Raw genomic sequence first — 13,039 nt, 5'->3', positions numbered from 1 at the left:
CACTCACCTCCCTCAGAGACTTTGCAGCTCATCCGCCAGTGAGGCGATTTCTTCAATGGCAGCGGCCAGCTCCTCGGTGCCCTGGGATTGCTGCTCGGCAGCCGTGGCGGACTCCGTCGCGGCTTTCTCGGACTCCTGCGCAGTGGAGGCAATCTGCTCAATGCCACGCTTGCTCTGCAGAATGGCCGCAGCAATGCTGTTGGCGGCATCCAGAATGTCGACGGTGCCCTGGTCAATCTGCAGAATGTCGCGTTCCATCTGCTCAAGGTTGTCGGTGCTGGATTTGGCCTGTTCCGTTTCGCTGATGGCCGAGCGGACGATATCTTCAAGGTCGCCACTCACCAGCGTGATCTGATCCTGCACGCTTTTGACCAGATCCTTGATGCGGTCCGCATTCTCAGCAGAATCCCGCGCCAGATTGCGAATATCCGTGGAAACCACCACAAAACCCTTGCCGAATTCCCCGGCGCGCGCGGCTTCAATGGAGCCGTTCACGGCCAACATATTGGTCTGGATCGACACGGTGGTGATGGCCTCGACAATCTTGTCGATGCGGCGTGACACCCGCTCCAGATCCTTCACCTGCCGAATACTGTTCTGGGTAGCCGCCACGGACTGGGTAATACCGGTAATCAGCGCATCGACTCCGGCTTTATTGATCTTGAGATCCTCCACCATGGTGGTGACCTTGGCTTTGGATTGCTCAGCACGGGTCTGGGAAACCTCAAGGCCGCGTTCAATCTGCACAATGGCAGCGGAGGACTGCTCGCTGGCTGCCGCGGCGGACTGGCTCCCCCGGCGGATCTGGTCAATGGCCGACATGATCTGGGAAGCTGAGCGGTTAATTTCCTGTACGGCGGAAGACAGCTCTTCAGCGGCCGACGCCACTTCCTCGGCGCTTTTGCTGACATCGGTGGAGTTTTTCAGGTCTTCCGCCAGTTCGGAGAGTGACTGCGCGGTTTGCTCACACTCATTCAACGCGGCGGTTTGCAGGTCGATGGTGCGGGCGGATTCATTGGCGGCAAAGGACTGCTCTTCCGCAGCGGAAGCAATCTCTTCGATGCCTTTTAATGCCAGCTGCGCTGCGGAGTCCGACTGATCCGCCCCCACGGCGATTTCGCTGATACCTTCCACCACCTCATGCATGTCATTGCTGATGGCATCGAGGCGCTGGGTAATCTCACCGCCTTTGCTCACTTCTCCCTCGATGGTGTCCGCGGACTGCTTGATACCATCGGCGATGCTGCGCACTTCCTGTTGAATCTGGCTCACCAGATCCTGAATTTGCTGGGCGCTCTTCTCGGAGGTTTCCGCCAGAGTGCGGACTTCATCCGCCACTACCGCGAAGCCTTTACCGTGCTTTCCGGCGCGGGCAGCTTCAATCGCGGCATTCAGCGCCAGAAGATTGGTCTGATCAGCAATGCGCACCACCGCTTTGACGATATCGCCAATGTTGGAGGCCTGTTTCTCAAGCTCTGCCACCATGCCCACGGAATTGCTCTGGCGCCTGGAGGCATGGCCTACATTCTCAATCAGGCGGCGGATATCTTCACCAGTGCGGGCCGTGAGCGATTGAATCGCCAGTGAGCGCTCGCGACTGGAAGTGGCCGCTTCACGCTGGCTACCCACGGCGAGGGAAATCTGCTGGAAAGACACCAGCGCTTCCTGCGTCGCACCGGAGGCTTCTTCGGCGCCAGCGGCAATCAGGTCAGAAGCGCGTTTTAACTCTTCTGCAGCCGCCGCCGCTTCGGTAATACCGGAGGATAACTGACCGGTCGCCGCAGCAATGCGCTCTGCCGCCTGCTGCTGTTTGGCCAGGGTGCGGGCACGTTTGCGCTGAGCTTCGGCCTCACGTACCGCAGACGCGGAAGGCTTGTTACGATCCTGCACGGCAGCTTTACGCTCACCTACCGCAACAACCTCGGCGACAGGGGCTTGTGGGGCGGGTTTCTTCACCAGAGCCATGGTTACTCTCCTCAGGTTCTTGTTGTTATTTCTCGCAATGAAATGCGGCATGGCTTCCCTCGCCCGCTCAGGTTTTCCAACCTGCCACCTGCTCCCTGATGATGTGAAAAAAGCATAACAGCCGAACTTAATGCGCGTTAATACTTATTGTGTCATATATGACTATTATGACAACAAGAACTTTTATTTATACTTTGGTGGTTTATGCGAAGGTAGAACGAAGGGAGTTCTGCCAAAGGGGCAGCAATTGCAGCGCTAAAGTAAGGAATAAAGTGCTTTGGGATCAGTTATTTAAGTCATTACAGAAGCCATTCAACCGGAGTGCGTCAGGGTCGAAACGCATTCTATCGACCCTCTTCCCGGCGCTCTCAGCGCATCGTCTCTACGACGATTGGACATACCGGCGGCTGACCACATGCCGCCACATGCCACTGCAGGCTGGCTTCAAAGTCGGCTAAACTCCACTCGCCCAAAAGAAGGATCTGGAGGTATTTCCATGCAGCAGGGGTTTATTCATGCGCTGGTCTATGTGATGGCAATATTGGTTCTGTCTGCCGTACTGACGGACCATGCCCCCACTGCAGCGGGTATTGGCATGATGGGTATTGGGCTGATTTTCGGTCGCTATGTTGTCAACTCATGGAAAGCTGTTGCGCTGGTGCCATTGCTTTATCTGGCACTTTTTAGTCTCGACTACTTCACACAGCTTGGCATGATCACCGATCCCCAGACCGAAGCCTGGTATTTTGGCCTGGGCAGCGCCCTGTGGCTCACCGCACCACTACTGGCCGGGTTTCTTCTACAGAAACTCAGTCAGTACGTCAGACGTAAAAACTCTGCACCCATCTGAACCTTTTTCTCCACGACCCAATCTGCGTGGAAAAACAAAAAACCCGGCCAAGGCCGGGTTCTGTTGTAACAATGCACTGGGAAATTAATCCTCACCCTGCTCTTTGCCGCCAGCAGAAGGCGCCAGTGCCAATACCCGATCCGCCAGACGAGAGAAAGGCAGGCTTTGCAGCCAGACTTCGCCGGTGCCGCTCAGGGTTGTGAGGAACATACCCTCGCCGCCAAACAGCATGGTTTTAAGACCGCGTGACAACTCAATGTCGTAATCCAGCCCCGGCGTGAAGGCCACCAGACAGCCGGTATCCACCCGCAGAGTCTGGTTATTCAGTTGGCGACGAACCAAAGTGCCGCCGGCGTGAATAAAAGCCAGACCATCGCCCGTCAGTTTCTCCAGAATAAAACCTTCGCCACCAAAGAAACCTGAGCCCAGACGGCGGTTGAAGACGATATCCACCTTGGTGCCACGGGCAGCGGCGAGAAAGGCATCTTTCTGACAGATCAGCCCGCCGCCGATTTCCGCCAGATTCACCGGCTCAATGCTGCCGGGATAGGGTGCGGCAAAAGCGACCTGCGCCTTGCCCTGACCTTCATGGGTAAAGTGCGTCATGAAGATGGACTCGCCCGTCATCCAGCGCTTTCCGGCCGAGAACAGTTTGCTGAAGATGCCCTGGTCCGGATCGGAGCCATCACCCATCCGCGTTTCGAAGCGAATGCCCTCCTCCATAAAGGTCATGCTGCCCGCTTCAGCGATCACGGTTTCACCGGGGTCCAGCTCGATTTCCAGCAACTGCATGCTGTTGCCGACAATACGGTAGTCCACTTCGTGGGATTTCATCGCCATGCTGTCATCCTTCCCTCATCTCGCCTGCCATCCAGAGTCTGGCCTGTGCAGGCAAATTTGCTGTTGTCCGCAAGATTACCCCACAACCTTTCTGCGGTTCGGTGTTTGAAAGACTTTGTCACCTTTATTTCAACAACGCTCCAGAAATTGACCTCCGTCAAGGCGGCAAAGCCGTGACAGGCGCAAAATCAGCAAAATCTAATATAGATGTTGGAACCTTCCTGCCCTGAACCGGCTTTAAATGCGCATTTTCCGGCTGTTCGCGACAGAAAGGCTTCATCGGGTACACAGGAGCCGCCCTATGACATCTCAGGTTTTGCAGCGAGGAGCCCCGCCGGGCGCTTCCCGCTGGCAAAGGTTCAAAGCCTTCTGGCTACGCCACCACATGACCCGCCACCTACTGGTGGTGCTGGCGATCAAAAGCGTGATTCTGACCTACATCAAGATGGAATATTTCGATGTTCCCATGCGGCCAGCCACGCCTTCGACCTTTGCCCAACACGTTTACGGGACTGCGCCCGCTGATGGCATCGCTTCAGCAGGCAAGGCCCCATCCGTTCCACCCCTTATTACCCATCCTGTTGAGGAGTCCAGCCATGATCAGTGACTCAGTCGTTGACTTGTCGCGGCTACAATTCGCCATGACGGCGCTATATCACTTTTTGTTTGTTCCTCTCACTCTGGGATTGTCCTTCCTGCTGGCGATTATGGAGTCGGTCTACGTGATGACCGGCAAACAGGTCTACAAGGATATGGTGCAGTTCTGGGGCAAACTCTTCGGTATTAACTTCGCCCTGGGTGTGACCACCGGTCTCACCATGGAATTCCAGTTTGGTACCAACTGGTCGTACTACTCTCACTATGTCGGTGACATTTTCGGGGCGCCGCTGGCCATTGAAGGCCTGATGGCATTCTTCCTCGAATCCACCTTCGTGGGATTGTTCTTCTTCGGATGGGAGCGCCTGAGCCGTCGTCAGCATTTGATGTGTACCTGGCTGGTCGCCATTGGCTCGAACATGTCCGCCCTCTGGATCCTGATCGCCAACGGCTGGATGCAGAACCCGGTCGGTGCCGAATTCAACTTTGAGACCATGCGCATGGAGATGGAAAGCTTCGCTTCTCTGATCTTCAACCCGGTCGCTCAGGTGAAATTCGTTCACACCGTGGCCGCTGGCTACGTGACTGGCTCTATCTTCGTGTTGTCCATCAGCGCCTGGTATCTGCTGAAGAAACGTGACCTGCCCTTCGCACGTCGCTCCTTCGCGATTGCCTCGGCCTTTGGTCTGGCCGCAACCCTGTCTGTCATCGTGCTGGGTGATGAGTCCGGCTATGAAGTCGGTGATGTACAGAAAGCCAAACTGGCAGCGATCGAAGCGGCATGGCATACCGAGGAAGCGCCCGCGCCCTTCACCCTGATCGGTCTGCCTAACGAAGAAACCATGCACACCGACTACGCCATCGAGATCCCCTATGTACTTGGCCTGATCGCGACCCGCTCGCTGGATGAAGAAGTTCAGGGCATCAAAGAGCTGCGTGTCGAGCATGAAGCCCGCATTCGCAACGGCATGAAAGCCTACGCACTGCTGCAACAACTGCGCGGTGGCGATAAGTCTGATGCCACTAAAGCGGCCTTCAATGAGGTTAAACAGGATCTGGGTTACGGCCTGCTGCTGAAACGCTACGCTCCTGATGTGGTGGATGCGACCGAAGCTGATATCAAGCAGGCGGTGATCGACTCCATCCCCAAAGTGGCGCCCATGTTCTTCAGCTTCCGCATCATGGTTGGCTGTGGCGTGCTGATGCTGCTGCTCTTTATCGCCAGCTTCTGGGCCGTCGCCAAGCGTGTGGAAACCCAGAAAACCTGGTTGCTGAAAGCAGCCGTGTTCAGTCTGCCTCTGCCCTGGATTGCCGCCGAGACAGGCTGGATCGTGGCCGAGTATGGCCGTCAGCCCTGGGCGATTGGTGAGATTCTGCCCACCCATCTGGCCGCTTCCAGCCTGACCGCTGGTGATGTTATCGGCAGTCTGACCGCGCTGATCGCCTTCTACACTCTGCTGCTGATCGCCGAGATGTACCTGATGATCCGCTTTGCCAAGAAAGGTCCAAGCAGCCTGCACACCGGCCGCTACCACTTCGAAAAATCTGCAGCGGCACAAGGTTAAGGAGAGAGATCATGCTCGACTATTCCGTACTGCAAGTGATCTGGTGGGTGCTGATTGCCGTTCTTCTGATCGGCTTCGCCCTCACCGATGGTTTTGACATGGGCACCGCCATCCTGCTGCCCTGGGTGGCCAAAAATGACGGCGAGCGTCGTGTGGTCATCAACACTCTTGGGCCTCACTGGGATGGCAACCAGGTCTGGCTGATCACTGCCGGTGGTGCGCTGTTCGCCGCATGGCCGCCGGTGTATGCCACCGCCTTTTCAGGCTTCTACTGGGCCATGTTACTGGTGCTGTTCGCCCTGTTTCTGCGCCCCGTCGGCTTTGATTACCGCTCCAAACTGACCAACCCACAATGGCGTGCCATGTGGGACTGGGGTCTGTTCATCGGTGGACTGGTGCCTGCACTGGTGTTCGGCGTGGCCTTCGGCAACCTGCTGCAGGGCGTGCCTTTCGACTTTGATGAGTTCATGCGCGCTACCTACACCGGCAGCTTCTGGGCACTGCTGAACCCCTTCGCCCTGCTTTGCGGTGTGATCAGCCTGTGCATGCTGACTTTGCACGGCGCCACCTGGCTGGTGATGCGTACTGAAGGTGATGTGCTGGCCCGCGTTCGCAAACTGCAGCGCATTCTGGCCATCGTTGTACTGGTTGCCTTCACTCTGGCAGGCCTCTGGCTGACTCAGGGCATCATGGGCATGAGCCTCACCAGCGACACAGTGGCCGGTAACCCGCTGATGAAAACCGTGGCCATGAGCAATCTTGGCTGGCAGGACTTCTACAAAGCCAACCCCACTGCCTGGATTGCACCTGTGGTGGCCTATGTCGGCCTGATTCTGGCGGTTGTCGCCAGTGCCCGTGGTCGCTGGATCGGTTTTCTGGGTAGCTCACTGGCGATCACCGGCGTACTCCTGACGGTCGGCCTGGCACTGTTCCCCTTCATCATGCCGTCCAGCATTGACCCTAGTCACAGCCTGACCATGTGGGATGCGACCTCCAGCCAGAAAACCCTCGGCATCATGCTGGTGGCGGCGGTGATCTTCGTTCCCCTGATTCTCTGCTACACCCTGTGGTGCTACTGGAAAATGTGGGGCACCGTCACCGTGCAGGAAATCCAAACTTACAGCACCACTCGCTACTAAGCGGAAGGAGAAACACTATGTGGTACTTTGCCTGGATACTCGGCGTGTTGCTGGCTTCAAGCTTCGGCATCATCAATGCCCTGTGGCTGGAAGCACACCCTACCGGACAGGATCTTGAGGACTAATTCAGCCCTCCCCTGACAGCAAAAAACCCCGATAAATCGGGGTTTTTTTATTCCTGAACCGGGAATATGAGCAGGATGACATTATCGTCCCCGCTCAAACTCCTCTCAGATCAACGACATAGCCTGTACACAGCGTGAAGGTTCCGCCAGATCAGGTCTGCGCCCAAACGCGTGGTGCATCAATACCGGTATCATCGCCCTCAATGCGAGCAATCTGATCCTGGGTGTAGTCCTTGCCGTAATCCTTGGTGATGTCTTTAGCCGCATTCTTAACAGTGCCGGTGGCAATGTCTTTCGCAGCATCTTTACCCACTTCTTTGGCAATATCCTTACCGGCTTCCTTGGCAATGCCTTTGGCACCCTGCTCAAGCACTTCTTTACCGACTTCTTTCGCTACCACTTTAGCGACTGTCTGGCCGATAACTCGACCTGCCGTCATCAGCGCGCCAGCGGCACCGCCGGTGAAGACAGAAGCAACTGCAGTACCTACCCAGCTCAGGGCTTCAAGCAGTTTGAAGATGCCGCCACCTTTCTCTTTCTTCTCGTCGGGCTGGGTTTCCTGGCCGACGTTCATGTCATTAATGGCATCCGCTTCCAGCTTGTTGGTCGGTGCGCCAGACAGAATAGGCTCCTGAGCTACCTGATTAGTACCTTTCTTCACAAAGGCACTGAGGTCGCCTTCACTGATTTTCTTGTCATTCGCCTTGTTGAAGAAGTTACCGCCTGCGCCATGCTTACCATTATCCAGCATGGAGAACAGCATGGAGTGAGGCTGCGCCAGCAGGTTGGCAGCATCGCGCACATCCTGGCTATTGCTTTCATCGTTAGCGATCTTCGTCAGCTTGTCGGTGTTGAGACTACCGCCTTTGAAGAAGATGTCTTTGTTGTTCTGCAAGGTGTCAATGGCCTTGCTTTCCTGAGGCGACAGGTTGACATTTTGTGCAGCCAGATCACAGAGACGATCACGACTCACCTTGCCACCGTCATCCTTGGTCAGGATCTGCCACTGATCCGGGTGATCAGTGAAGAACTTGGCAGCTGCTGCCACCTGGGGTGGGCACTTGCCCATATCCTGCGTGCCATCAGCGATCTTCTGCATGGTCTCAAGATCAATGTTTTTACCCGGCAGGCTTTCCGAGTACTGGAACAACTCACGCATGGCATCGTTCGTGGTCATCTCACGAGGAGCGGAACCTGGCTTCGCATCGGAAGGCACATAATCGTGGGTGTAAGTCTCAGCCTTGAAGTCAGCATAGGCAGCCACCTGTGGCAGCTTTTGCAGCTCACGAATGTCCTTGGAGCTGATCTTGCCATCGGTTTTACCGGTTTTAGCCGCATCAAAAGCCTGGTACATCGCGCCGTCTTCACCGTCTTTGGTGAGCGCTTCCAGGGCTTTCTTGGCATCAGAAGGGGTATCAGGATCATTGGCCAGCTCTTGCAGACCTTTGAAGTCCTTAGGTTTCTTCAGCAGGTCTTCATGACGGCCCAGAGTCGTCACGATCTCCTCGAAAGACATCGGCGCATCTTCGCCATTGGCGGCGGCAGAAGTATCACCCTCAGTAGCGGCAGCCTGAGTATCACCCTGCGTCGTTCCGGTATCGGTCTGACGGTTCACTGGCACCAGTGACTCCTGACCCGTCGTTTGCGGAAGCGTGCTTACCGTCTTATTAACAGGCAGCTGCTGGGTAGAGGACTGAGGCATGGTGCCATCAGCCTGCTGACCTTCACGGCGAGCCATCAATGACTTAATGCCACCAAAGAGCGCTTGTAACAGCTCCGAGGCATCGCCAGATTCCAGCGTCGCTTCGGCAGGCGGGTTCTTTTCACTGGAGTTAGCCGAGCCCCAGGTGATCCCGTCCTTTTGCACAACGGTTTTCTGAGCGCCCAGCAAAGGCAACTTCAGCCCTTCCTCAAGCTGTTTGTCCCCGCCAATCGGGGGCTGATTTCCACCGCTAAAGTTTGATACCTGCATGATGTCTCTTCCGATGATTAACGGACTTTGACATTAAGTAGCCTGCGGGGAGCGTCGGTTCCAGTGTCTGAGTGACATCGATAGAAGAAAGGCTGTATTCAACGATTTACGAAAGATGGGAGCACAATTGCAGTACCTAAAACCCTTACGCCGTGAAGGAGACTATTGAGCTTTGTGCTATAGCGAAATCCAATGCACCCGAACCTCCCAGCTCAGGTGCACTTCTCACTGAGTTCTCAACGCCCCGGAATTAATTCCCGCTCCTGCATAGCGCCAAGGTGATTTAACAGGCACTCATCCGAGCGTACTTTCATGGCGTTAAAGCCTGCAATACGTGCTTTGGTGACATCAAAAACGGCATCGCGCTCAACGTGGAAAATAAAGTCGCCGAAGCTGCCCAGTGCAATCTGATCAACATTACTTTCTTTCAGGCCATGCTTTTGCGCCAGCGCATTCCAGCGCTCGGCACAGGCTTCATTTACCCGGTTTTGCAGGCTGATGGGCTGTGGCTCGCCCACTTCAACATCAAACCACTCCGCCAGTTTCGGCCACACGTGGCGCCAGCGGAACTGGTCACCGTTGGTGATATTAAACGGCCCTTCCTTCTGCTCTTGGGCCGCCCACAATACGGCTTCGCCCAGTACCTGCGCATCGCAGATATTTACCAGCGCGTTATAGGCGGCGTCCGAACCGGGAAATTGCATGGCAACGCCCATTTCCTGACAGAGAGAGCCGTAGACGCCGATCAGGTTACCCAGGTTCATGGCCGACCCCAATGAGTGACCGATGATGATATCCGGGCGCAATGCCGTCCAGCGGATACCCTGCTCCGGCAAGGTGCGAGCGTAATCCTCCTGAGTAAAGTAGAGGTTCGGTGGAAAGTGTCGGGTGTCGTCTTCGCGCGCGGGGGTTTTATACACGCCTAAATGGGCACCATAGACTTTGCCGCCCTGCAGAAAGATCAGCTGCTCGACAGGCGCACCTATTGTCTTCAGAGAGGTCATCAGGTTTTCCATCATCTCGCCGTTAACCCGCGCCTCCTCGGCGGGGTCATCCACGGGCTTGAGTGCGGCATAGAAGACGTGGGTCACATTTTTCAGTGCGGCTTTTTGCTCAAGCAGCGTCTCAGGCTTTAGTAAATCCGCCTGCACATGAGGGCCTTTACCCGGGCCGCTGGCAGAGCGGGACAAGGTGATGACCTTCACGCCTGCGCGTTCCAGCACTTCGGTGGCACCGCGACCGCTGACCCCACTGGCACCGGCGATAAGAAACTCCATGATGATCTCCCTTAGTACGTCCGTATCCTGCGTGAAGCAGGCAATAATTCAGTGTTGGAAAACCTATCGTTAAGATGAGACCTTATAAATCAGTAAAATCTGAATTGATTATTCAAGGATTCGAGAAGAGTCAGCACGGGAACCTCGTATGGATCGTTTAGGCCTGATACAGGTATTTGTTGATATCCAGCGTTACGGGAGCCTTGCCAATGTCGCCCGCCAGCGTGGGGTGGCGCCTTCGGCCATTACGCAGGCACTGCAACAACTGGAAGCCGAAGTCGGCACCAACCTGATGATTCGTACTACCCGGCGTTTGTCCCTCACGCCCGAGGGTGATCAGTTTCTGGCCGACTGTTTACGCCTGCTGGAAGATTACGATCGCGCGCTGGAGCGTCTGTCACAGGCGGGCAATGTGCGCGGCAACCTGCGGATTACCTCGACCAATGACTTTGGTCGCACGCGCTTACCGGGGTTGATTGATGCTTTTCTGAAGCAACATCCTGAAGTGCGTATTGAGCTTGTTCTCAGTGATGGTGTCGCCGATTTGGTTGAGGATCAGTTTGATCTGGCTCTTCGCACCGGCCCGCTGACAGACTCGCGTTTTCTGTGTAAACGCCTGATCAGTACCCGGCGTTTGGTCTGCGCATCACCTCGTTACTGGCAGCAGCATGGCGTGCCCGCGCATCCCACAGAGCTGATGCAGCATAATTGTCTGGTGCTGGAGCGCCCGGGTGATCCGCAAAGCCAGTGGCATTTTAGTCAGCAGCAAAAAAGCTTCTCGGTACGGGTGCGTGGTGATCGAACCGCCAGCGATGGCGGTGTGCTGCGCCAATGGGCGATGGATGATGCCGGGGTGGTGCTGAAATCCGCCATGGATGTGGCCGCGGACATTGCCGCTGGTCGCTTACAGGCGGTGCTGGATGAGTACACCCACCATGAGGTGAATGTGTATGCCATCTACCCGGCACGCGACCCCATGCCGCAACGCCTGCGGCTACTAATCGACTTCCTGCAGGAGAATCTGCAGGCAACCCTGGGGCCAGGTCAGTAACCCCGGCAATTTAGAGCCGGAGTATCGACTGAATATCGGAAAAGTCGCTGTAAGGGTAGAAAGGAGAAGGCCCATGCTGGTTTGGCAGCGCGGAAGATGGCATCGACCTCACGTAAAAATAGAGCGGTGGAAAAGCCACAATGGCCAGATTCATTAACACAGCCCCGCCCTCAGTGAGTCGCACATCATTCAGCCGATTGCGAGCACCAGCTGCCAGAAGAGCACCGCTGGCCACCGAGGTAGCCACAACACTTTCCTTAAACAGAAAAAAGAAGCCAAGCACCATAACGGCAATCGGTATCAGGCTGAGTAGGCTCACCATGACAAAAACGCCAGCACTTCGTTTAGCCGGTGTGTTCCGTCGGTTGACTGAGCCACTGGCCGCAAACTCACATTGAAGCTCCACACAGCGACACTGGAGTACATACAAATGCAGTGTTGCCAATGCTCGCAATACCAGACTGGCATCCGGGCCATCCTTCAGCCACTGCAGCGCCTCCAGCTCCTCTTTGCTGTAGCGACGAGTTTGCGGATTGTTCGGTTGCTCATCCGCCAGCTTTCTAATGAGCGGCGCTAACCGCGGGCCAAACTCCTCCGCCACCTGTAGTGCTAATACCTTCCAGTAGTGACGCAGTTCAGCAGCTGAAACCTTGACCTCCTCGGCCACCTTCAGATAAGCCGTTAGTGCCTGCCACTGAGCAAGGGGCATCTGCGCCTCTTCAGGCAATACAGACATATCGGCTTTTTGCAGGTAGGAGCAAAGACAAATAGTCGCAAGTCGCTCTGACTTATCGGGTAATGGCGAGTTAAGCAGCAGCTCACCGATCTCCCGAGGCGTCAGCAGATGCAGCTTGAGTTTAGCGAGCAGTTGCTGAGGGCTTTTAGCATCAGGCAGCGGTTTCTGCTGACCTTCAACAAGGGCACCACTTTTACACGGCGACTGCTCAGGCAAAGGCGCCCCATCGAAGGGGATTTTCGCGACAGCTACCTTAGGCTCATCATCGACCACATCATCCAGCACAGGCACGGTCGCGTGGGGGCTTTCTATCGCTAAACGCTCAACGCCGGAACGCTCCTGCACGTTGATGATGTAGTCATCACTGTAGCCAGGTTCTTGCTTCTCTGGGCTACCCTCCACCACGGCATCAGGCTTGTCGATGGCTGATGGCGCCTCGCCTCCCAGATAGACCGACATCACCTCCTGTTCCGAAGGCGCGGTCATTGCAGGCGCTCTTTCCAGTGGCGCTGCAGGTTTGTCTGTAACCGGAGGTTTTGTCTGTGCAATCCAGCCTTCCACCTGCACTTTGTGTGGCTTGGCGACCCCTCCCCGCGGCGTATTTAGCGCCACTTCGATAATTTCTATATCACCTGTGGGAGCTTCCGGCAGCGTCACAGGTTCAGGACGTAGGGAAGCCATGGCTTTACGAAGCCCCTGCAACGAGCTCTCCGCCAGAACATCACCCTGCGAATGCAGTCTTCGCGCCTGACGAAGGGCCTCATCATAGGCATGACGAAGGCCTCGAGTGTCCTGCTGAGGGCTGCCTTTTAGCGCCTTCATCTGCGACAGAAACGCCAAACGGATCACTTCAGGGTCCGTCGTCGGACTAATACCGAGTTGCTGCCAGCAAGGATTATTCATCGCAGGCTCCGCCATTGAG

General features: G+C 55.9%; 11 protein-coding genes. 6 read left to right on the top strand and 5 right to left on the bottom strand.

Going from position 1 to position 13,039, the window contains the following annotated elements:
- Window positions 1-12: 12 nt before the first annotated feature.
- Entirely contained in the window at window positions 13-1,965 is a 1,953-nt protein-coding gene (locus tag ACKC9G_RS17385) for a methyl-accepting chemotaxis protein (protein ID WP_411407755.1), read from the bottom strand.
- A gap of 496 nt (window positions 1,966-2,461) precedes the next feature.
- On the opposite strand from ACKC9G_RS17385, the gene ACKC9G_RS17380 reads away from it, so the two are divergent.
- Window positions 2,462-2,815, top strand: coding sequence for a hypothetical protein (locus tag ACKC9G_RS17380; protein ID WP_411407753.1), 354 nt, complete (start codon window positions 2,462-2,464; stop codon window positions 2,813-2,815).
- Between the two features lie 84 nt (window positions 2,816-2,899).
- Here the strand turns inward: ACKC9G_RS17380 and ACKC9G_RS17375 are convergent, their stop codons facing one another.
- Window positions 2,900-3,649, bottom strand: coding sequence for a TIGR00266 family protein (locus ACKC9G_RS17375; protein WP_411407859.1), 750 nt, complete (start codon window positions 3,647-3,649; stop codon window positions 2,900-2,902).
- A 307-nt stretch (window positions 3,650-3,956) separates the two neighbouring features.
- Between ACKC9G_RS17375 and ACKC9G_RS17370 the strand changes: the two genes are divergently transcribed.
- Genes ACKC9G_RS17370 through cydX form a run of 4 tightly spaced genes read left to right on the top strand, consistent with a single transcriptional unit; the run spans window position 3,957 to window position 7,081 of the window.
- Entirely contained in the window at window positions 3,957-4,262 is a 306-nt protein-coding gene (locus tag ACKC9G_RS17370) for a hypothetical protein (RefSeq protein ID WP_411407751.1), read from the top strand.
- Window positions 4,252-5,817, top strand: a complete 1,566-nt coding sequence (locus ACKC9G_RS17365) for a cytochrome ubiquinol oxidase subunit I (protein ID WP_411407749.1) — start codon at window positions 4,252-4,254, stop codon at window positions 5,815-5,817. Before ACKC9G_RS17370 ends, ACKC9G_RS17365 begins: the two co-directional genes overlap by 11 nt.
- Before the next feature lie 11 nt (window positions 5,818-5,828).
- Window positions 5,829-6,956, top strand: a complete 1,128-nt coding sequence (gene cydB, locus ACKC9G_RS17360) for a cytochrome d ubiquinol oxidase subunit II (RefSeq protein ID WP_411407747.1) — start codon at window positions 5,829-5,831, stop codon at window positions 6,954-6,956.
- A 17-nt stretch (window positions 6,957-6,973) separates the two neighbouring features.
- Complete coding sequence (gene cydX, locus ACKC9G_RS17355) at window positions 6,974-7,081, top strand: cytochrome bd-I oxidase subunit CydX (RefSeq protein WP_411407745.1); 108 nt, start codon at window positions 6,974-6,976, stop codon at window positions 7,079-7,081.
- A 151-nt stretch (window positions 7,082-7,232) separates the two neighbouring features.
- On the opposite strand, the gene ACKC9G_RS17350 is transcribed toward cydX, so the two are convergent.
- Both ACKC9G_RS17350 and ACKC9G_RS17345 read right to left on the bottom strand, forming a co-directional pair.
- Window positions 7,233-9,053 carry an HrpF/NolX family T3SS translocon protein gene (locus ACKC9G_RS17350; protein ID WP_411407743.1) on the bottom strand — a complete coding sequence of 607 codons (1,821 nt, stop codon included), beginning with the start codon at window positions 9,051-9,053 and terminating at the stop codon, window positions 7,233-7,235.
- Window positions 9,054-9,289: 236 nt separating this feature from the next.
- Window positions 9,290-10,330, bottom strand: a complete 1,041-nt coding sequence (locus ACKC9G_RS17345) for an SDR family oxidoreductase (RefSeq protein ID WP_411407741.1) — start codon at window positions 10,328-10,330, stop codon at window positions 9,290-9,292.
- Window positions 10,331-10,478: 148 nt separating this feature from the next.
- On the opposite strand from ACKC9G_RS17345, the gene ACKC9G_RS17340 reads away from it, so the two are divergent.
- Complete coding sequence (locus ACKC9G_RS17340; RefSeq protein WP_411407739.1) at window positions 10,479-11,381, top strand: LysR family transcriptional regulator; 903 nt, start codon at window positions 10,479-10,481, stop codon at window positions 11,379-11,381.
- Window positions 11,382-11,391: 10 nt separating this feature from the next.
- Here the strand turns inward: ACKC9G_RS17340 and ACKC9G_RS17335 are convergent, their stop codons facing one another.
- The gene (locus tag ACKC9G_RS17335) at window positions 11,392-13,020 is read right to left on the bottom strand and encodes a hypothetical protein (RefSeq protein ID WP_411407737.1); all 1,629 of its coding nucleotides are present in this window, start codon (window positions 13,018-13,020) and stop codon (window positions 11,392-11,394) included.
- Window positions 13,021-13,039 lie beyond the last annotated feature (19 nt).

The organism is Pokkaliibacter sp. CJK22405, from assembly GCF_046614695.1.
Lineage (GTDB): Bacteria > Pseudomonadota > Gammaproteobacteria > Pseudomonadales > Balneatricaceae > Pokkaliibacter.
Note: the sequence above shows the minus strand (reverse complement) of the source record. Positions and strands in the feature narration are given on the sequence as shown.